This window comes from Amycolatopsis sp. lyj-112, from assembly GCF_046549055.1.
GTDB lineage: Bacteria > Actinomycetota > Actinomycetes > Mycobacteriales > Pseudonocardiaceae > Amycolatopsis.
The window spans coordinates 413,686-433,379 of sequence record NZ_JAJPWS010000005.1; the positions used below are offsets into that span (position 1 = coordinate 413,686).

Here is a 19,694-nt window from a genome sequence, read left to right on the forward strand (position 1 = left end):
GCTGTTACTCGATTGGGTCGCTGGTCACGATGTACTCTCTTCGCATGGCTGATCACCCTGCGCTCCCCAACTGGTACCGGTCCGAGTACACGACCATGCTGGCAACGCGGGACGTGCAAGCCATCTTGCTAGCGCTCAAGGATCGTGGTTGGTCTCAGCGAGGCATGGCAGACATCACGGGTATGCGCCAAGGTGAGATCTCGGCAATCATCCATGGTCGCAAGGTCATGAGTGTGGCTGTACTTGAGCGCATCGCAGAAGGCTTGAAGATCCCCCTTGGTCGTATGGGTCTTGGCTGGTCTGTCGGTACGCGCCCGGATGCCCCTGTGCCTGATCTCATCAAGCACTCAATAGCCCGGATGATCGGTGATGAGTCATACGAGCATGTGAACTATCTACTAGAGCCAAGTCCTGAGTTTGATCGTATCGGCACTAATGACGCCGTAGCTTTCAATAAGTACTTCCTAGCTATCCAAAGGTTGGAGCAAGAGGTTTCAGGGCAGCTCGTACCCGCTCAAGCTTTGATCAGGCAGCTTCAAAGGATTCTCCGGGCAGACATGTCCGAAGCCGTTCGTGCTCGGCTTGCACCCATGGAGGGCTGGATTAATAGCTTTGCCGGTTGGTGCGCTACAGACCAGCGGGACTATGACCTAGCTATGTCGCACTTCTCTACCGCTCTTGAGATAGCCGGTAAGTACAACGATGAGCTAGGCAAGTGCCGAGCCTTGTTCAGTGCGGGTAAGACTGAGATGCACTTTGGTGAAGCAGAGCAAGCTTTGAAGTTGTATCAGCTTGCCGTAGTACCTGCGAGCAAGATTCAATCCAACCTGTACAACGCTGGTCTTGCTGCTCACTCTGCTTGGGCTGTCAGTCGTCTTAAGGATAGGGATACGCAGCACATCAAACGTTACATCGGCCATACATGGGAATCCTATGGACAGGTGAAGCCTGAGCGTGAGTATGAAGACATGATGAGCTTCTTCAACCAGACAGACATTCTCGCTGTTACTGGACAAGCTCAGGTCGTGACTTCCCCAGATCTTGCTATCAAGGATCTCACCACGTGTCTCAAGCAGCGTAAGCCTGGATCACGTTCAGCAGCGTTCGAGCATGCAACCTTGGCACATGCTTACCTAGAGGCTGGTTCAGGAGACACGGCCGTTGAGACGGGCCGTAAGGCTCTGACTCTCATCTCAGGGGTACAGAGTGGCCGCAAGGCTGTTCGGCTGGCTCCGTTGAAATCAGCAGCCTACAAGTACGGCACACGGGACATGACAGACCTTGCCGAAGAGATCCGCCGAATCAACTAGTACAGACAGCAGTAAGCCGGGGCTTGTGGCCCCGGCTTTGCTATGTGCTCTTGAAGTAGTTGTAGATCTCTTCCCAGTTGGCTTCCCTGATCTCCCAAGTTGTTAGCTCTGATTGATCCTTGAGCCATCGGCTTGCTAGTTCGATGTACCCGGCTAGGTCTTCTGTGGAGAACTTCTCTCCAACCACGTGGTACATCCCATCTTCCTTCTGAAGTTCTTCAAACACCGCGTTGGTTGCTTCCTCTATCTCGTTCATAGACATAGCTTGGACTAGTACTAGCTACTAAGTCAAGTCCTAATATTACTATCTGTGAGCCGGCCAGCACACAAAGAAAGACCCCGGTACTTGGAATCTCTTCCTTATACCGGGGTCTTCTTCTTTGTCATATGGAGGTGACAAGCCTTTAGTTACCGATCCAACGAGCGTACAACATTGCGCCATCTCCAACCGCGTTGGTTTGGAATGCACTTCCTGCCGAGTTACATACAATCTCAAAGTAATCTCCTGCAACACAGTTGTTCGGGATACTGAAAGACATGCCACTACCTAGACCGACGCCATACTGTGGCATAACACTAGTAGCAATGTTCACACCCCCGTTCTTGCGAATGGATAGCTGCATCCATCTAGCGTTAGCCAAGTCAGCTCCTACTACCAGTTGAGCAGCTACACCTACATTGTATGCACCTGCTGTAGTGATAGTGATTCGCGTATTGGCTGTAGCAATATTGGTCATACTGTCGTTATCAAGCAACGTGCTATCAAAGATGATAGCTGTTGTAGAACCATTACCAAGACCAGTCTGAGCAGTAAGCTTCCTAGCTAGTCTTGCTTCCGGCGGATTCATCAGGAAGTTGACCGCATCCCTGATGTTTTTGTTCAACTTCGCAGCAGTAGGAAACTCCCCCGCTGACCAGTTATCCTGTGATGGTACTGTAGCCATCCATTAATCAATCCCTTCTCTAGAAAACAATCCTGTTTCCTGCATCCATTTGCCCGTAGACCGGGTCTTCAATAATCCATCCAACTTGGTTATAAGCTGGTGAGATCTCGATACTTGTAGTCCACAAGAGCTTTCCTTCAAGAGGCTCAATGTAGTGACTGACTTTCTCCACAAAGTGGCTAAGCTGTCCTTCACCTAGACCGTTGCTGTTGACTAGATCTCCATAGATGTAGTCACCGATACGAACACCTCTACAGAACTCATCTGTAGCAGCATTGATATTGGTGAATCTCAAGGTGTCATACCTAGTCAGTGGCTTAGCATGGGTGTACATCAACCAGTTAGCTTTCTCCCTGGCTTCAGTCATATCACTAAGCTCGGTACGTTCTTCTATTGAAACTCGACCGTACTTGTTCTGTGAAACTCTGTGGAACACACGTAAGGTTCCATCCTTGGCACTACTAAACTTACCTGTGTAGGACACTTCATTAATAAGCTTGGTGTAGTCAGGACTAGCACCGAAATCACCATCCGGTTGGATAGTGTCGTCTCCTGGTCCTATCTCCCATGTGTTGTTTCTCTGGGTAATACCATAGGTGAATCTACTACGCTTGTTTTCGTAGATGATTCTTCCGTCTCCCCCGGCCCATACTGTTCCGCTTGCTGAGTCAGCTGCATTACGCATGAGATCAGCAGGAGAAGTACCAGTAGACCAGTTAGCAGGAGTCAGCCTAGATGTAGAACTAGGCTTGATACCGTCCCTGGTTTGCAGTACTGGCGGAATACCAGCTTGCTTCGCTGCATCGATGACATAGCGCATACGTGCTGTCTCAGTTTCAGTTAGGCGATTATTGAGACCAGCACGCCAGTGCCTATAAACATCAGCGTAAGACAGAGCCTTGTCATACCAAGCGAAGTGACCAAGGTTTCCAGTGTGGAACTGGTATGTCTCTGGAATGTTTCCACCGACCATAAGGTTGTTCACGAACTTATTAGTAGCCGTAAATGTGCCTACCGGCGAACCATCGAAGTAGCAAGTAGCTACATCGTTCTTCATAGTCATTGCTACATAGTGCGGCCTACCGTCGTTATGAGCTGAACCTATGTTGTAGATGTACTTGACTCCCGGAGCCTGCCCCCACTTGTACCAAAGCTCAGTACCGTTAAGCCAGATGTAAATACGTCCATCCGCTTGCATGCTGCTGTTGTGATTCAACAAACCATCGGCAACCATCGGAGCCGCACCAGCGTCACGCATGAACCAAACCTCATAGCTCGATTCATACTTATCAACCAAGGTTCCGTCATAGACACCATGGACGAATTGCCCTTGAGTCTGCACAGTTCCCGGAACTAGTGGCGGATTCTCAAAGCGGAAACTACCCCCTATTTCAGCGAGGCTCTTTGAGTCAGTAGAGATACCCCAGTTGTTCGGAGTACCGACAGTTCTCACCTTGAAATCAACTTCCACTCTAGAAGATAGATTAGCAATGGTAGTTAGGTCATCATCCATTGGAAGATAGACCAGCGGATCATCGTTCATGACAGTCTGCTTGTAGGGAGTATTAATCTTCACGTTGCCGAGCTGTCCAAGCACGTCGGTACATTGCAACTCGGCTGTAGTGATGAAGCGTTCTCCATCTATTGCAACTGAACTGGTCTTGTCCTTACGTACCTCGACACTCCCCCGGAAAGCTGAACTCTCCAAAACGCTTGGCTCGTTCTCGTAACCATCAGGGCCTATGTATTCATCAATGAACTCATAGCCCATGGTTGCGCCCACGTTAGGCATTGCGAAGTAGATTACCGGCACCATCGCACACCATGGAATATCCGGTGCGAGCACATCAACCACTACACTTCCCCCACCTGTTGGCAGAGCAATAGGAGTTGATACCTCGACTGGGAATGATCCCTTGAGCATTCCTTCAACGTCGGTTCCGAAACCACCACGATACTTACCAGTGATAGGTACCCACTGCACATAGGCAGTAGTTCCTAGTGGTGCGTCATATCCAACACTCTTCCAAGTAGCCTTGTATCGGGTACGTGTACTACCTGAATGATAGAAGTTGTTATGCGCATAGTTGACGTCTTCTATAAGGTCATTACCGTAGTGCATCGCAGCAGCACCCGAATCAGAAGCGTCAATATCATAGATAGAAATACGACTGTTCGATGTACTGCTTGATAGATCCCAGCGGATGTATGGCGGTAGACGAGTTACTGTTACTTCATCAATGAACACGTCTATTGCACCTGCCGCATCCCCCGCCATCTGCACACCAACATGCAAACCTGTAGCTCCACTGGGTACAGCAAAGTTGTAAATGTACTGCTTCCATTGAGTGGTGAGAGCCTGTTGTGGCAGTGAGGTTAACAATGCTTGAGTGTTGTTCGACTTCCACACTGCTTGAACTTTAGTGTTCGCATTAGCTGAACTTGCTCTAGCCCAAAAGGTCATTTGATATGCGACACCGTTAGCCTTACCTCGTGCTTCGGTGTAAGCCGGGAACGAGTTCACTACGTGTCCGAACCTGGCGTTAGCCGATGTAGCACCGTTGACCTTAGTCATCTTCAATACTCGGTTACCCTTATGGGCTTGAGTTGAATCAAACACAATAGCAAGAGTGTTACCCAAGCTAGTACAAACATACTGTGACAAGTTGAGCCCCGTTAGGTTCTCAAAATCACCAATGTAATCGAGCTTGTTCCAGTGTGGCCCTGGCTCTTCTACTGCTGTTCGTACGGTGAAGTTATCAACGGTGATGTTTCTAATTCCACCTGAGATGCTCATGACGAACTGAACGGCATAGACACCCGCTGGTGCAGTGAAGCCCCATGAATGCAATGTAGGACCAGAGCTAGCACCCATCACGTTGGTACCCATGTTGGTGCTTCCACCGAAGTAGTTTGCAGTGATGTTTACTGACGCTGCTGTAGCAATGTTGTTCCTACCTGTGTACTCGACACTGTAGAAGACCCCTGGTGTAACCGGAACCATAAAGGTAGTGCTTGAAGCTCCTAACGTAATGGTCGCTGGTGAACTCGCAGTAGTTACGATGTTCAAGCTCTTGGTACCCGATATCGGAGTACCTGTGTTGAGCGTTAGAGTTGCGTTGGTTGAAGTGAAGAAGTCCGCAACTGTTGTAATTGTGTCTATGTCGTAAGCCAATGGCAATAGATTGTATGCCTGGCCGGCTCTTTGGTATTGGTTATGACCAAGAATTCTTACCGGGAACCACTTCTTTCTATCGAACTGGTTACCTGGTGATACGACACGAAGTTTAGTACCTGCTTGAGGTGGCCTGGTTTCGAGCGCATCAATCGCGAACGGCTTTAGGTAGTTACCTCCGTTCGACGCTTCATATGTAGCGTCATACTTGTGAACCTGAAAGCTGCTGTACACAAAGTCTCTGTAACCCTTGACCGCTGAACCTAGCCCGGTTGGCTGTGCACCTACTGTCACATAGCGAGCATTTGAGGGAGCCTTGATCTTGCCCTTTATCTGTGTCGCTCCCCCGGTTGAAAGTGTGCCAGTGAAGAACTCATCCTCACGAACTAGCACCCCTGCATCCGAGTACCAGAATGCTTTAGCGTGCTCTGTCACTGTTGGGTCTGGACTTGAATAAGAAGTCTCTGAATGTGACCACGCAAGTACATAGGTCTCTAGCGGTTCGATGATAGCCGCGTACATAGGATCGAACGGTATGCGCCACTGATATGCAGCAGGCGATACGCCAACTCTAGTGAACACCTTGCCCTTAGCATCAATGTTTGTCTCTGTCGCATCCCTGAAAACAACCTTGTTGTCAGCTAGCGATACATAGTCTGATGCCAGGTAGCTAAACCCATTGAGATAGTCATCATTCACTAGCTCTTCAAGGTCATCAGTTGAGAACCCTGTATCACCCTTATTGAACTCAAAGGCAATGGTTGCGTCCCCTGGATTAATGCCACCACGTTCGTAGTCTCTACCAAGTGAAGTATCAATCTTGCTTACCTGCTCTAGCTTCTCCCAAACCGGAAACGCTAAGTCGGCGACGTCAGACCTATCTATCTGAACTTCAAAATCTCTTGCCATGTTCTATCCTCCATATGAATGAGGCAGGGGACCTAAGCCCCCTGCCTCTTATCTACCCGCCCTTCTATCAGTTCGGATAATCTCTTGTTTAAGTATCTCGGCAAACTCACGTGTGCCGTTAGAACCTACGATTGTGCCGTATTGATTCACGACTATTGTCACGCCTTGACTTGGCGCACTGGATACAACTACTGGTGCACCTTGTCCCGCGCTCAAACCCAAACCAAAAGCATCTGCTGTCTGTGCTAACAGGCTCAATGATCTAGCTGAGCCATCCCAAGGGATGAAGGACTCTGGTACTCGCATGTTGTCACCGATGACACGCCATGTGTTCGGATTGACCTTGGCTGCCTGTGTTCCCATCGGGGTCAAGGTTCGGCCAACGTCGTTGTAGATAATTCCACCATCGGCGAAAGCTCGTGCTCTACCGGTTGGGTTACCGAAGCCAGCTCCACCTACGTCACGAAACGAAGTAGAGATAGTTACTACTCGGTCCCTCGCTGCATAGTTGATCGCTGCCTCTGCTGCTCCTGTGTGAGCAACAACGTTGGTAGTTACATCTCTCGGAACAAGACCATAGGTACGGATCAATGAATCAATCTGCCCCTTGGTCAACCCAGCCTTTTGAAGTACTCCGATAAGCTGATTCTGCTGTGCTCCAAGATCTCCGTTTACCTTGTTGGTAGCAGCCGATAAAGACATACCCTTACCGACGAGGTCTTGAATGGCTGCACCTGAGTTTGCGAACCCACCTTGAAGAGTCACCAACTGGTTTTGCAAGCTCGAACCGTTGGCAGTAGTTGTATTAACTGTGCCGTCTAGGTTTACTAGCTGGTTTCCGAACCCCGCCGCCTTGTCGATGTTCTTACCGAACTCTTCACCCATCTGTCTTAGGGTGTCGTTAATGGTCTGCTGTGCTTCTTCATAAGAAGGAACACGACCATTAAGCATATCGAGCACGGTCACTAGTGCTTGCCCTTTAGCTGCCGCATCGGTTGTGAAGTCCGCAAGGGTCTTCATAGCTTCTGCCATACGGCTAGTAGCCGAGCTTGTAGCTTGAGATGCATACTGTGAAGCGGTTAGCTGTGTAGATGAATTAGCTAGGGCTTGCTGGTATGCCTGCTGGATTGTGGTTGCCTGACCAACAGCTTGGTTCTGCTGTAGAACGGTTGCCTTCAAGTTCAGCAAGGCATCCAATTGGCTACGCTGAGCATCGTTCAAATCAAGACTATGGGCACGCCATGATGAGTAGTTACTAATAAGCTCGTTAGCACCTTTACCAGTGTTCACCATCTCCTGAGATAAACCCTTGAAGGTATCTGTGAAGTAGGCATTCTCTGGTGAAGCTGCGAGCACAGAAGTAATCTGCCTATCGATAGAGCCTGTCACACCATCAAGTGCTGTTTTATTACCGTTCGCAGCTAGGGTTACTTGACCTAGGCTGAGACCTAGAGCCTTAGCATTTCCTATCGCGTTCTGATCAGCCAATGCCTTAGCTACGATCGCTTGAGTTGCATTACCGACTGCCCCGTTGTCCTGCTGGATTGCCGAAGTCAGCTCTTGAATACGTCCCTTGTGCTCTGATGCATGACGTGCTGCTTGCTGTTGCTTCTCACCAAGGATGGTAAGACCAATTGCTAAAGCAGTTATTGCCAGACCAGCCGGGCTAATCGCAGTAGCCAATGTTGTACCTAGAGCGGTACCGGCTTTTGCTGCGAAACCTGGTGACTCCTTTAGCTTGGCTCCAAGACCATCGAATGATCTGGTCACCGCTCCAAAGGTAATCATATCTACAGCCTTCAAGGCTCCTGCTACTTGTGCCAATGGGCCTAGCCATCCGCCAAGAGCACCCGATACAGCGGTGATCACACTCAGCGCACCAGATACAATGGTCATGAATCCACTGAACGCACCAGTTGCTACCGGTAAGCCATCGCTGCTCACTCTAAGAATAATTTGATAGACCTGGTTCAAAGCTGCATTGAGCTGTGAAAGCACACCTACGCCGTTGTTGCTCAGGTTGGCAAACAGTTGCCCGGCGAACCCTAAGAAGTCTCTGACGACGTCTCCTAGCTCGCTAAGAATCCTTCCTGATGAACCAGCCCCACTACTTAGGTTTCTGAAGAAGTCCGAAGCACCGGTACCAGCTTTAGCCATCAGGTTTTGCATACCTACCATCGGCGCATAGCTGTTCTGACTTGCTATCACCAAACCTGGTAGGGCGTTCTCTGCTAGAGCGGTTACACCATCTACAAGCTTGAGCACTGAACCCGCCGAGCTGGTCATGGCTACTTCAATGGCAGGTTGCATTCTCGCGAAGCTTGAATCAACCTTGTCTATAGCCTTGACTAAGGTTCCCTCTAACGGTGCTGCTGCTGACTTCACACCATCAGAGATATTGCCCGTCATCTCATGAAAGCTTGAGCTGACTCGTGCGTTGCTCGATAAGGCTGCTGCTGCTATTGCACCAAATAGGATGGGTACACCAGCTAGGGCAATTCCTGTTGCTGCTCCTGCCGCCGCTGCTGCTATCGGCATTGAACCAAGCATCTTCATAGCAACGGTGGTGGACTTGCTCAGCTTCGCATTAAATTGCTCGTTCGCCTTCTCAGCTTCTGCAACTGATCTGGCATAATCGCGCATCGCGCGTTGTCCGTCTTTACTGTCTCCCAGTACTCGGACCTTTACTTGGCTATCACCAGCCATGAAGTGTCACCTTATTTCGTTTCTTTATTCCTCTCGTTCGCTCGTTCAACAAAGGCTTGATACTGCTCAAACGTTAGGTTTAGTACATCTTCCAAAGTCCAGCCGAACCATGCTTCACAGAACCTTGCATAAGCTTTATAGCGCTCTCGCCTTACTTCTTTGAGGCTCTTGATCCTGACTTCGCGGTTCCCTGGTCTGCCGACGACTTGGATTGTTCCTTCGCCTCTTGGTCGGCTAGGTCTTTTTTTGCGTCTTCCATAGCTTCTTGAAGCATCTGAATCTGCTTGACCATCAGCTGATCTAGAACAGCACCCGGTAAGTCTCGAATGTCGTTGATAGTGACGCTTGGATCATCGGTACGCTTTACGATGTAGATAAAGGCTATGTTCATCTGCATGTTGACTACTCGAAGTGGGTAGTCACCATTCTTGTCCCATAGGATCTTTCCCTTATCGTCTGTTCTGATAGCCCCACCGTTCATGAGGTCATCCCATGCATAGCCTGATTCACGCTCAAAGTCTTCACGGTCTCGTAGGGTCAATCTCTCTTGCCATCTATAGTCAAAAGTAAATTCCTTGTCTGTCATCTTTCCTCCATATGAATGTGACCCCTACAAAGCCGGGGTCTAGGCTTAGCCTTCATAGACAGGCTTAAATATCTTGAGTAGTGCTTCAACCGCATCAGTCCACTTCTCTTCAATCCGTGCTCTATGGTCTCGGATAGATGGATAGAGGAAGTAACCTGGTCCACCATCAAAGGCATTGACCTTAGGATTCCCCCGCCATGGGTCGAACTGCTTGTACTTCTTTGAACCGAACTCGGCACCAAACGCGTACGGCCTAGAAGTCTTCTTCAGAAACACAGCTACGGCTGAACCTGAACCAGATGCGGACAGAGCTGGTGCAGCCTTACGAAAGACTCCACCCAGCTCGTTCGCCTTACCTCTGGCTACCTGTACTACGTACTGCGCAACTTCCTTGTTGATTCTGGCTAGCTGCTTAGGTGCCTGCCGGTCTATCTCTTTCAAGTCGGCACGTAGTTGCCTGAATGCGTTAGCACCAAGAACGTACGCCATTAAACCGCTGTAGCGTCTGGTGTAACTATTGTCGCGGTAAGCATGTTGTCGCCCTGTCCTGAACCTGGCCACAATACGTTTCCAGTTAGGCTCTGTTCGGCTAGCTTGCCTACGTCAATGCTGCTTGGTGCGTCTACTAACGAAACAACTGGCATGGTCAAGGTAATACTTGAGACTCCCCCGCCTGCTTCTGGTTCGGTTGCAGTCCAGGTTACAGATACTGATACCTGTGCACCTGATTCAAGAGCAGAAGCTACACGCTGTTCCTGAGTAAGGTCCTCGAACTCCATCTTGAATTCAGTGGTTATTTCGTCCTGCCCGTTCTGAATTGGCTCTTTCTTAAGCTGTGTACCTAAGAAGTAGCGTTCAGCCGCAAGGTTCTTCTTACCCTTGATAGAGATCTCAGATACGCTTACCTGACTACCGCCGACATTAACAACACCCTCGTAGAACTTGAATTCTTTAAGGTTGTCTGAGTTGCCGAAGTTCTTTGCTTGACTTGCTAGCGGACCAGCACCAGCACCTAGAGTTTCCTTCTGTCCGTCTAGGTCAAGCTTGATCTTCATGTACTCGTCAACTGAGTTACTGATCTCCCAGCCGACTACCTTTACACCTTGATAGGTCTTGGTATAGGCGATTCCGTCGGAACCAACCATGTTCTTCTGAAGAGTGAAGCTCTTACCTTTGGTATCCCCTGTCTTGCATGTGTGGGTAGTTACGCCAGAGGTAGTAGTACCCAAGGTGTAGTTACCGAGCATGTGCTTAAACCAGAACGCTACACCCTGATTTGCACCATTGATCTCAAGGGAACCTGTCGCACCCTTGGGGTTTCGAGCAACGCGCTTAGCATTAGGTGCGTACTCGCCTGCTCTAAGTCCAGAAGCAATAATGACGTTTGAGTAGTCGCCCTTAAAGTCTTCTGAGTTGAAGTCTACTGATCTGTTTGCTGCAACAGCGGTGCCATAGACAGATTCGTCCTTCACGTTAATATACTGGTCAATCATGTTGGCCATATAATCTCATCTCTTTCCTGGCTATCCGCCGGTTTATTTTCATTGAACCCCTTGAACAAGTTGATAGCTTCACCGTGATACCGCGCCTTCTTTAGTCCAATAAGCATGGTTGCTAGCGAGTAATCTAGTTCGTAGGTTTGTCCTTCTTTGAGCCATCCGGCCCAATCCTTGAGCATCCTTATAGTGAGAGTGCTCATGCTAGGTTCTTCTCACATTGAATCTTAAACTTGAATATAGTTCCTACTTCACCGTCTTGAGTAATCCCTGATTCCAAACCAAGAGGAACTAGGTTGGTGAAGTCGACATTGAAACCAAGTGTTCTGTTGCTACGTAGTTCCTCGACCAGGATTTCTACAATGTCTTGTGCAGTTGCATCGGTGTCACGTGGTGAACCATCACCTTGTTCTACCAACAGAGCACATTCAACGGTGTAGATTTCATAGATCTTTGGACGTGGTCCCATAGAGCTTGTGTCGTAGGATTCCCACTCGACATTTCCTATAGCTACGGCTGTACGTATGTCATTGCTGACTGATGGACCATAGACAACTTCAATGCCTGCTTCATAGTCATTAAGCAGCGCCCCTAGCCGGCTCTCTAAGTAAACTTTCACGTTAATAGCTGTTGTGAAACTCATTAGGCCACCCCCGGTACATCAAACTTGATGCGCTTGAGGAATGCATCAACGCGAGGTACGGGAACTTCAATCCCTCGTGTTCCTACTAGAGATAGGCGATAGGTGTTCCCTGTGGTCGCGTCCGTAAGTTGCTCCGCGTTGTCCGGCGTCTTTTTGGCCTGAGCCCCTGTGAGATGCACTGCCAGCTCTAGCGCCATGCCCTTAGCTTCGGCAGTCACTCCCCCGTCAAGGCCGTGTTCGTATGTCACGGTCGCTGAGCTGCCTGTGAGCCCGTCAACCCAACCGTTGGGGGTGAAGTCCCCTGTGAAGCTCTCGCCGTCCACAGTGAGCACCTGGCGGACCGCAACGACAGGAAGAAACGCTTGCCCGGCAACGACGCTTACTCGAACTGTCTTGCGACGTTCCACAAACGACAGGTTGGCCACAGACTCGAAGGTCTCGGTTACCTGGTCGCGTATGTCCCTAAGCAAGCTATTTGAGTAAGCCTTCTTGAAGTCACGTGCTACAAATATTTCTCTTAGCTCTGCAAGTTCAAACAGGTAGCTACCAATGACTTCCTCTGCACTTGTGTCGTCTAGAAGCGAACCATTCCATTCAATGGCAAGTCTTCCCAAGGTTGCCTGACCAGGTAGCGTAAATGAGTACTCATTACCTGTTTTGATTGCTGAACCAGTGAATACCTGTGTATCAGCTTCATCAGTAACTGTTACGGTCACGGTACCTGCATCAGCGACTGTATCGTCAACATAGAAGGTATGTCTTAATACCTCGCTCTTGCCACGCTTAATCATCTAGTCATGCACCTTCTTTCTTAACTCTCCTAGCTCTCTTCTCGGAAGCTTGCTCTTCTACTACTGGTACTGCTCTACCTTCGCTCAATAGTCGAGCTGCGAGGCTGTCTTCTACTTCTACTTCAGAATCACTTTCCAGCCATGCCCCGCGTTTGTCGAAGTCATAGCCGTAGTTCTTCACCATCTTGATTTTCATTGCTTGTCCTTTCCGCCCATACCAAAGGGGACCACCGAAGTGGTCCCCTTGTCGGCTATTGATTAGCTAGCTGGGTGAGTTAGCTTCTTGATTGCGTTTGGATCGGTTACTACACCATCACCACGCCATACAACCTTTACGGCTACAAGGTCGTTACCGAACTTGTAATCGTCTGAGCGCTCAACGCGTAGACCACGAACAGAGCGAACGAAGTATGCCTTTGGGTCACCAAAGACAATTGAACGCTTGTTGGCTCCTGGTGTCTCCATGCTTGAATCAGTGAAGACAGGACGGCCCAATAGCTGCTCTGGGTTGTCTGCTGCTGGGTTGATTGTCCATAGACCCTCAAGACTACGTAGTGCAGCAGCGGTAGTTGGGTGCATGAACCATGCTCCCTTGTTACGTGCTGAGTCCTTAACTGAGTAGTAGAGGGCGAATAGGTCGGCTTCAGTGATTGCTGAAACACCAGCAGCGGTAGCACCTGCACCAGCACCTACGATAAGTCCCTGTGGCTGGCTTGATCCGGTACCTGCAATGAAGTGCGCATTCACTGCACCAGATACGTTGTCGCCTACAAGACCTGCAACTAGAGAAACAACATCAACTGAAGTGTCTTCTACAAGTTCGCGTGACAAGTCGGCAATAGCGCCATACTTGTAAGCGGTAAGGGTCTTTGCTGTGTTGTCTGTTGTCTCTGGAAGAGCAGCAGCTTCAGCAGTAAGAGCACCACCGATGTTAGCTACTACAGGTGCAGTGATTGGCTCACCACTTGAAGTAGTAACGATACGTGCACCAGCACGGAATACAGCAGTGTTCTCAGCGAATGCTGTCATTACAGCGGTTACAAAGTCATCGTTGGTGTAGTTACCACCAGCAGCCTTTACGGGTGCTGCGCGGTACTCAGCCATGTTTGATACAACTGGACCCCCAGTAACATCAAATGGCTTGCCCTCAAGAATCGCTGAACGTAGCTCTTCTCCGAACTTACCTTCTTCGCGCTTCTGTGGTGCTGCATCCACGATGTGTGCGTAACGAGAACGAGTCTCAGCTACCTTAGCTTCGGAAGCTACACGAGCTTCTAGCTGATCGATTTCAGCCGCACGGGCTTCAATCTTTGTGTCTAGTTCATCAAGCTCTGAGCGAACCTCTTCGGTTACTTCCTGGCCTGCTAGATCATTAAACTTACTTACTAGGTCTTCATGCGCCTTTAGTGCATCTTGAAGCCTTTCTTTGTTGGTCTTCATTTCCTGTGTACTTGTTCCTTAAATGTATTCCGGTTTAGACCCCCGGTAGGGTTACTGCTAAGACCTTTCTTTCGGAGTGGTTTCTTACCGGCTCACTTAAGGTACTTGTTACGCAACTCTAGGATGCGAGTATCAATGTGCTTACGGGCAACGTAAGTGTCTGTTGACGGCTTCTGCTGCTCTTCTTCTATCAGCTCTAGAGCTTCTGCTAGGTCTTTATCTCCTAGTTCGAGCCCCCGCATTTCTGCGATGTTCTCGGCTGCGCGGACACCTACAGTGGCATCCTGGTAAGCCGGATAGGTAACAGGACTTACGTCCTTGAGCTTTACCTCTTGAAGTGTGCGAACAAGGTATCTACCTTCTTCGCTACGTTCCCATTCAGTAGGAGTCTTGCCCGCTACCGGATAGAAAGCGAATGAGGACTGACTAATATCTCCACGCTGGATACTCTCGTAGACGTCTCTACCTGTCTGGGTATCTGGCATATCAACTTCGTAGTGCAATCCTTTGTCATCTTGAGACAGTCTTAATGTACCGGCCTTGTTTCGTCCTAGTACGTACATAGGATCGTGGTTATACAAGGCTCTGACGTCTGCCTCTTGAATGGTCTTTGTGAAAGCCCCGCTTCTGATCTCTTCAAACAGTCTCGGCTGTAGCTGTGTCCTTGAATTAAAGACGGCGGCATATCCAGTGATAACCAGCTTGTTATGCTCAGAGCGAGTATCAAACTCAGACTCAAAAGATCTTATCTCTTGCTTCAATCTATTATACCTCCTTCTTCAGGATTAGGTTTATCGTTGAGCGCTATACCGCGCTTTAGTGCTTCCACTTCCGCTACGAGTTTTGCAATTGCTGCCTCACCCTTGCGGTAGTTCTGTTCTCTGTCTCCCTGAGAAAGAGGTACTAGGAAGGTGTCTCCACCCTCGACAGGTGGCATGTCTTCCAAGCTTCTAGCTTCATTAGGTGCCATGAAGCCGTTGTAGATAGCCTTACCGTATGACTCATAACGAGCTTTGATATCTCCACGCAAGATAGAGTCAAGGTTGAACTTCACGTACTGCCCGGCCTCGACCAAGTATGTATTGATCACAGACTCAAGAATGTCTATCCATGGTCGCAAGGTGGTATCTACAAAGTTCTGGTTCTGCTCTTGAATCCCGGTGCCCCATGTACTGGTAACGCTGGGATCAATCTTGTAGGCAGGGAACTTATAGATTCGAGCTATTTGGATAGCTGAGTATTTCTTCTGCTCTAGGAACTGAGCATCAGCCGGGCTGATCTGTAGCTGTTGAATCTTTCCGCCGTTAGAGATGACAAGGAACTTTCCTCGACCATCCTTGACCGATGCTGCTGCACTGAGCTGCTTACTGATTCGGTCGGCTTCCGGCTGGTCCAACTTATCCGGATAGGTGATAGCACCACTGGTCATCAAGCCCTTCTCAAACATCGCTGTTGAGATCTCTTCTGACTTGAGTGAACCGTTAATGGTTCTACGGTGTAGCTCGATAGGGCTTAATCCCCAGTACTCTCCCGGCAAAGCCTTGTTCTTGAAATGCAGGATATTGTGACCGTTGATGATCTGTTCACCATTAAGCATGTTGCTGCCATCAATGGTGTACTTAACCTGCCCCTTGTCCTTGTAGACCTTTACGCGTTCTACGTCTAGGACTTCTACCCCTACCAGCTCCCCCGCTTCATTGCGGATGAGTAACCAGCAGGCATTACCATGCATCAACAGAGACACAAGGGTTGTTTTCAGAGTGTCTAGCAGTGGCTCGTTAACGTTGGGCTGGACCAGCCATTGAGGCTTTTCTACCTCGACACGCTTACGCTTACCGTTCGCGTCCTGCTGGTATTCGTAAATATCCAGCGGCAACCCTGCACAGGTATCCGCAATGGTAGATACACAGGTATCTAGGGCTGAGTCTGCTAAAGCCTTACGTTCATCTATAGTGCCTGACTTATCTTCAGGCTGCATAATGTCGCGCCATGTTGCACTAGCTTGAGCTGCTGCTACCTCCGATCTCTTTTCGAAGTTTCCAAATAGACCCATACTTAACCGTCATCCTCTTTTTCTAAGACTTGCTCAGGCAGCTTCTCCGGCTGACCTGTTGCGATGGCGGTTAGCAGCAAGCCGGTAACTACCAGGCCTAGCCACGTCGCCACTAGGAATGTCCCAACGCATACCGAGATAACCCCGACCAGTTGAAGACAAAGCTTCGCTTTTACATTCATGTTCTCTCCCTAAGATCAGAAGTCGATCTCAATAATTTGTGGTGCTTCATAGTCACTGGCCGGCTCATATGCCAGATAAACAGCATTCATAGTTGCCGCTAGACCATCGATCTTTTCCGCCGAACTCTTCTTGTGAAGGATTGTTCGGTCAAGATTGTCTGTCACAGCAGCCGCGTTTTCCAGGTTCCAAGTCAGCACCGGATTGAATCCGTGATAGATGCGCTTGTTCAATACCAGCGCTTCAAAGTGTGCTGTTGGTGGTCCTAGGATCTGAGCCGACTGCCTAACATCGATGATCTCTATACCCTGCTTTTCGAGCTGCTGGGAAATATCCTTAGAGCCCCATGTGTCCATGCCTATGGCTTGAACGTCATAGAAGCTGCACAGCTCTACTATCTTGTCCCTGACTTGCTCGAACTGGATTTCGTCTCCGTCGAATATTTTCAGGTGGCCTTGTTCCGCCCACTCTTTTAGCTTGTACTTCATGTGGTCGTCACGTGAATCAATGCTGTACTGAGTAGCCCAAGACCACGTAAGCACGGTGTAACCCGGCTCGTTCTGCTCATCCCTGCCAGGCTTTCCCGGTAGAACGAGACTGAAACAGGTCATGTCTTTCTTGCTGGACAAATCGAGCCCACCATATGCGAGACGGCCGTCTAGTAGTTCTTTATGAACCACTCCCCCGGCTTGTCCTGAAAGCTCCCAGCGGTGCATTTCAATCCATGAGCTTCCGGAAGTACCCCAGATATTCAGGTAGTACGCCTTGAACCATGGCAGCAAGGAAGGCTTGAGCTTTACCTCTCGGTACTGCTCTCTTAAGAACTCAAATGAGTTGGCTTGACCTAGAGAAGGATTGGCGTAACGCCATAGCTCCTCATCTTCCCAATCGGCTGTCTCGTCCAACGGACGCATAAAGACAAGCTTCTGTGGATTGAGTGTCTGGTCTTCATGGATCTTCTTATCGCCTGACCACTCTTCAAACCCATACTTATGCTTGTTCTTATACCCGGCTGTTGAGATACCGATAAGCAAGGGTTCCGCTGTTGAACCCTGACCACCCTTGAGTGAGTTGATAAAGTCAGCGTTCTTCTGTACTGCAAGCTCATCGATGATGATTGTTGTTGGCTCGCTACCGAGCTTAATGTCATCACCTTGAGCTACTACCTTGAGGATAGAGCCTGTTGGTACGTGCTCTATCTCTTTCCAACCGTTACGTATCTTGAAGATACGAGGGTTGTTCAAGTACTTGTTCTTCTGAATGAAGCCTTTAGCTTGCTTGAATATTTGATCAGCCTGCCCGGCTGTCAACGCTCCACACAGGATGGTTGCCTTACCGGGTACTCCGGTAGACACCTGCATATCCATAGACAGTAGGTAGATAGCAAGAGCGGCAATGATGGTAGTCTTCCCGTTCTTACGGGGAATCCAGATATTGCAGCTTCGGTACTGCCTTACAAAGCGCTCAAGCTCCCATGACCAACGAACGGTACCTAGCAGCTTCGTAAATACTTCCTTCTGCCAATCGAGCAAACGCATCTTCTTGCCCTGGTTAAAACCAGAGCTTAGAATCATTGCGTCTTCAATAAAGCCTATGCAGGCATCTACACGTCTTTGATCAAACAGGTATTCATCTACTGCTACGCCATCCGGTCTCCAATCGGCATAAGGTAACTCCATTCAGGTCACTTCCTTGCTATGTCTTTAAGCCAATCAGGCTTGTCCTCCCCCGCTTCTTCCTTGACCTGAGCTAGAGCTTTCTTGTCTGCCGGGGTAAACCCGAAGCGTTTTGATATCTCTAAGATGGTCTGATTAGCTGATTGCTGAATCATGGTTGCGTGGTTGCGTACTAGGTGTCCGTCTCTACGGGACTTAACTAGTAAGCCTTCTGCTGCTATGTTCGCTTCACACTCGTCTCTACGCATTACAGCAATGCAATAGGAAGCGTATGGTTGTACGTTCTCTTCAACGTCGTAATTCTGTTCTCGCATGTACGGAAGTAGACGGTTCCACTCGTCTAGCGCCCCCGCGATTACTGCCTTAGGTGGCTCGAAGCTCATCGATCTACCTCCTTCATGTATAGGTACTGCATAGTCATGCATAGCCTTTAGCTATGGACAACTTTTCCGCTGCTATCCGGTTTTTTCACAGAACCAAAAGGCGCGGGTCTACAAAGGGGTACCCCTCTAGACTTTTCAATCAGTCCTCCCCATGCATGCACAATCATTCATCGTTTATACATAGAAGGCTTTGATCTACTTGAAGTTCAAAATCTTTTTGTTTCAATGTAAAGCTCATTGCTAAGGCACTAAGCTTGCCTTATTCCTTGCTGCCTCTACTGCTATTACATCTCTTGTGTGCTGGTAGGTAGTTATCTATCTCACTCCTACCCCCGCGTGATCGTGGTCGTAGGTGGTCGGCTGTGTCCGCACCAGGTAGCCCGCATATCCAGCACACAGGTTCATCGGCTAGCAGCTCTGCCCTAGCTAGTACGTGGTCGTAGCCGTACCCGCGTTGGGTGCTGGTGCCTCGTGCTTGGTCTTGCTGCTGCTGCTTGGCTCGCTTGCACTCAGGGCAGCGACCGGCCGTAGCTAGTACTCGCCTGCATCCCCCTGCACAGAACCGCTTACCCACGTTGACCACTACCTTTGCTGAACCACCCCTATACCTTGTTCAAAGCTTGAGGGGTTACAAGCTTGGATACCTTGACCCATACATGACGGCTACCAAAGGTATGTGCTAGCTTGTACCTAGGTATCAACTACATGAAAGGTAGTAACCATGGGCGTCAAGATCACGTATGTATCTGACCTTCCCGGTACGTCCGGCAAGCCTGCCGCTGAGGTAGCAAGCCTTGATGAGCTTGAGAAGATCTTCATCGGGGTTGGTGAGCAGGTCTACCAACTTGATGTGACTTCGGAGGAAGCAACCGCGTTCGCCAAGGTTGTTGCGAAGTACCTCAAGGCGGCCGAAGAGGCTGACACCGAGACAGACCCCAAGCTTTGGGACCGTGAACCTGGTGACGGCTACCGCAAGACGTTCGGCCCTGGTGGTCCCACCACCAACCTGACTCCTGTCCCCCAGTCCAAGCACAGCATGAAGGACCTGGCCGCCAAGGGGGCCGAGTACAAGTTCACCAAGGACTTCGGGGGCTTCAAGGCTGGTGCCAATGCCCCGGAGAGCCGCAAGGGAACCAAGGACTTCGTGGTTGCTCTGGGATTCCCTGAGCCTGAGCGTGCCCCGTCTATCGACACGCTCATTGAAGCCATCGACAAGGCGTTTGAGGATGGCGTACTGGAGAAGGCCAACTAGCCTGTCTCAGACGCTCTCAGAGCCCGTACGGCCGGATCTCGGTTGTACGGGCTCTTGGCTTTTCAGGGTGAGTTCGAGTGCACGAGCTGCCCGCTTGTTTGTCCCAAGATCTGTACCAAGCTAGCCGGCGAATTGTTGATCTTGTTCCGT

Annotated in this window: 19 protein-coding genes; 2 read left to right on the forward strand and 17 right to left on the reverse strand. The window is 49.6% G+C overall.

From position 1 onward, the window contains the following. The first annotated feature begins 44 nt into the window (after positions 1-44). Positions 45-1,310: a helix-turn-helix domain-containing protein gene (locus tag ACLJRL_RS20520; protein ID WP_410657829.1), complete on the forward strand. Its 1,266-nt coding sequence runs from the start codon at positions 45-47 to the stop codon at positions 1,308-1,310. Between the two features lie 40 nt (positions 1,311-1,350). Here ACLJRL_RS20520 and ACLJRL_RS20525 read toward each other — a convergent pair whose 3' ends face one another. The 17 genes from ACLJRL_RS20525 to ACLJRL_RS20605 form a co-directional block, all read right to left on the reverse strand. Then, positions 1,351-1,566: a hypothetical protein gene (locus ACLJRL_RS20525; protein WP_410657830.1), complete on the reverse strand. Its 216-nt coding sequence runs from the start codon at positions 1,564-1,566 to the stop codon at positions 1,351-1,353. A gap of 148 nt (positions 1,567-1,714) precedes the next feature. Then, positions 1,715-2,254, reverse strand: coding sequence for a hypothetical protein (locus ACLJRL_RS20530; RefSeq protein WP_410657831.1), 540 nt, complete (start codon positions 2,252-2,254; stop codon positions 1,715-1,717). 19 nt (positions 2,255-2,273) lie between these two features. Then, positions 2,274-6,338 (reverse strand): LamG-like jellyroll fold domain-containing protein, encoded by a 4,065-nt coding sequence (locus tag ACLJRL_RS20535; RefSeq protein ID WP_410657832.1) that lies wholly within the window; start codon positions 6,336-6,338, stop codon positions 2,274-2,276. Between the two features lie 48 nt (positions 6,339-6,386). After that, positions 6,387-8,981: a hypothetical protein gene (locus tag ACLJRL_RS20540; protein WP_410657833.1), complete on the reverse strand. Its 2,595-nt coding sequence runs from the start codon at positions 8,979-8,981 to the stop codon at positions 6,387-6,389. Between the two features lie 214 nt (positions 8,982-9,195). Next, complete coding sequence (locus ACLJRL_RS20545) at positions 9,196-9,630, reverse strand: hypothetical protein (RefSeq protein WP_410657834.1); 435 nt, start codon at positions 9,628-9,630, stop codon at positions 9,196-9,198. A 45-nt stretch (positions 9,631-9,675) separates the two neighbouring features. Beyond that, complete coding sequence (locus ACLJRL_RS20550; RefSeq protein ID WP_410657835.1) at positions 9,676-10,119, reverse strand: hypothetical protein; 444 nt, start codon at positions 10,117-10,119, stop codon at positions 9,676-9,678. Continuing rightward, positions 10,119-11,132, reverse strand: coding sequence for a phage tail tube protein (locus tag ACLJRL_RS20555; RefSeq protein WP_410657836.1), 1,014 nt, complete (start codon positions 11,130-11,132; stop codon positions 10,119-10,121). Before ACLJRL_RS20555 ends, ACLJRL_RS20550 begins: the two co-directional genes overlap by 1 nt. Further along, positions 11,120-11,329 carry a hypothetical protein gene (locus ACLJRL_RS20560; protein ID WP_410657837.1) on the reverse strand — a complete coding sequence of 70 codons (210 nt, stop codon included), beginning with the start codon at positions 11,327-11,329 and terminating at the stop codon, positions 11,120-11,122. Before ACLJRL_RS20560 ends, ACLJRL_RS20555 begins: the two co-directional genes overlap by 13 nt. Next, positions 11,326-11,769: a hypothetical protein gene (locus ACLJRL_RS20565; protein WP_410657838.1), complete on the reverse strand. Its 444-nt coding sequence runs from the start codon at positions 11,767-11,769 to the stop codon at positions 11,326-11,328. The genes ACLJRL_RS20560 and ACLJRL_RS20565 overlap by 4 nt, the downstream gene beginning before the upstream one ends. Next, a complete protein-coding gene (locus tag ACLJRL_RS20570) occupies positions 11,769-12,560 on the reverse strand; it encodes a hypothetical protein (protein WP_410657839.1) in 792 nt (263 codons plus the stop codon). Before ACLJRL_RS20570 ends, ACLJRL_RS20565 begins: the two co-directional genes overlap by 1 nt. 4 nt (positions 12,561-12,564) lie before the next feature. Further along, the gene (locus tag ACLJRL_RS20575) at positions 12,565-12,756 is read right to left on the reverse strand and encodes a hypothetical protein (protein ID WP_410657840.1); all 192 of its coding nucleotides are present in this window, start codon (positions 12,754-12,756) and stop codon (positions 12,565-12,567) included. Between the two features lie 62 nt (positions 12,757-12,818). Further along, complete coding sequence (locus tag ACLJRL_RS20580; protein ID WP_410657841.1) at positions 12,819-14,000, reverse strand: phage major capsid protein; 1,182 nt, start codon at positions 13,998-14,000, stop codon at positions 12,819-12,821. A gap of 92 nt (positions 14,001-14,092) precedes the next feature. After that, the gene (locus ACLJRL_RS20585; RefSeq protein WP_410657842.1) at positions 14,093-14,761 is read right to left on the reverse strand and encodes an HK97 family phage prohead protease; all 669 of its coding nucleotides are present in this window, start codon (positions 14,759-14,761) and stop codon (positions 14,093-14,095) included. Continuing rightward, positions 14,758-16,053 (reverse strand): phage portal protein, encoded by a 1,296-nt coding sequence (locus tag ACLJRL_RS20590; protein WP_410657843.1) that lies wholly within the window; start codon positions 16,051-16,053, stop codon positions 14,758-14,760. Before ACLJRL_RS20590 ends, ACLJRL_RS20585 begins: the two co-directional genes overlap by 4 nt. A gap of 197 nt (positions 16,054-16,250) precedes the next feature. Continuing rightward, positions 16,251-17,912: a terminase large subunit gene (locus ACLJRL_RS20595; protein WP_410657844.1), complete on the reverse strand. Its 1,662-nt coding sequence runs from the start codon at positions 17,910-17,912 to the stop codon at positions 16,251-16,253. Positions 17,913-17,917: 5 nt separating this feature from the next. Beyond that, positions 17,918-18,292, reverse strand: coding sequence for a phage terminase small subunit P27 family (locus tag ACLJRL_RS20600; protein WP_410657845.1), 375 nt, complete (start codon positions 18,290-18,292; stop codon positions 17,918-17,920). A gap of 259 nt (positions 18,293-18,551) precedes the next feature. Continuing rightward, positions 18,552-18,875, reverse strand: coding sequence for an HNH endonuclease (locus ACLJRL_RS20605; protein WP_410657846.1), 324 nt, complete (start codon positions 18,873-18,875; stop codon positions 18,552-18,554). Between the two features lie 138 nt (positions 18,876-19,013). Here ACLJRL_RS20605 and ACLJRL_RS20610 point away from each other — a divergent pair, with 138 nt between their 5' ends. Continuing rightward, a complete protein-coding gene (locus tag ACLJRL_RS20610; protein WP_410657847.1) occupies positions 19,014-19,544 on the forward strand; it encodes a hypothetical protein in 531 nt (176 codons plus the stop codon). Positions 19,545-19,694 lie beyond the last annotated feature (150 nt).

Excerpts from the sequence above, each read along its gene's own strand:
- ACLJRL_RS20570 (WP_410657839.1), bottom strand. The coding sequence starts at position 12,560 with ATGATTAAGCGTGGCAAGAGCGAGGTATTAAGACATACCTTCTATGTT.
- ACLJRL_RS20530 (WP_410657831.1), bottom strand. The coding sequence starts at position 2,254 with ATGGCTACAGTACCATCACAGGATAACTGGTCAGCGGGGGAGTTTCCT.
- ACLJRL_RS20595 (WP_410657844.1), bottom strand. The coding sequence starts at position 17,912 with ATGGAGTTACCTTATGCCGATTGGAGACCGGATGGCGTAGCAGTAGAT.
- ACLJRL_RS20580 (WP_410657841.1), bottom strand. The coding sequence starts at position 14,000 with ATGAAGACCAACAAAGAAAGGCTTCAAGATGCACTAAAGGCGCATGAA.
- ACLJRL_RS20545 (WP_410657834.1), bottom strand. The coding sequence starts at position 9,630 with ATGACAGACAAGGAATTTACTTTTGACTATAGATGGCAAGAGAGATTG.
- ACLJRL_RS20610 (WP_410657847.1), top strand. The coding sequence starts at position 19,014 with ATGGGCGTCAAGATCACGTATGTATCTGACCTTCCCGGTACGTCCGGC.
- ACLJRL_RS20565 (WP_410657838.1), bottom strand. The coding sequence starts at position 11,769 with ATGAGTTTCACAACAGCTATTAACGTGAAAGTTTACTTAGAGAGCCGG.
- ACLJRL_RS20525 (WP_410657830.1), bottom strand. The coding sequence starts at position 1,566 with ATGAACGAGATAGAGGAAGCAACCAACGCGGTGTTTGAAGAACTTCAG.
- ACLJRL_RS20555 (WP_410657836.1), bottom strand. The coding sequence starts at position 11,132 with ATGGCCAACATGATTGACCAGTATATTAACGTGAAGGACGAATCTGTC.
- ACLJRL_RS20550 (WP_410657835.1), bottom strand. The coding sequence starts at position 10,119 with ATGGCGTACGTTCTTGGTGCTAACGCATTCAGGCAACTACGTGCCGAC.
- ACLJRL_RS20590 (WP_410657843.1), bottom strand. The coding sequence starts at position 16,053 with ATGGGTCTATTTGGAAACTTCGAAAAGAGATCGGAGGTAGCAGCAGCT.
- ACLJRL_RS20575 (WP_410657840.1), bottom strand. The coding sequence starts at position 12,756 with ATGAAAATCAAGATGGTGAAGAACTACGGCTATGACTTCGACAAACGC.
- ACLJRL_RS20540 (WP_410657833.1), bottom strand. The coding sequence starts at position 8,981 with ATGCGCGATTATGCCAGATCAGTTGCAGAAGCTGAGAAGGCGAACGAG.
- ACLJRL_RS20560 (WP_410657837.1), bottom strand. The coding sequence starts at position 11,329 with ATGAGCACTCTCACTATAAGGATGCTCAAGGATTGGGCCGGATGGCTC.
- ACLJRL_RS20520 (WP_410657829.1), top strand. The coding sequence starts at position 45 with ATGGCTGATCACCCTGCGCTCCCCAACTGGTACCGGTCCGAGTACACG.
- ACLJRL_RS20600 (WP_410657845.1), bottom strand. The coding sequence starts at position 18,292 with ATGAGCTTCGAGCCACCTAAGGCAGTAATCGCGGGGGCGCTAGACGAG.
- ACLJRL_RS20535 (WP_410657832.1), bottom strand. The coding sequence starts at position 6,338 with ATGGCAAGAGATTTTGAAGTTCAGATAGATAGGTCTGACGTCGCCGAC.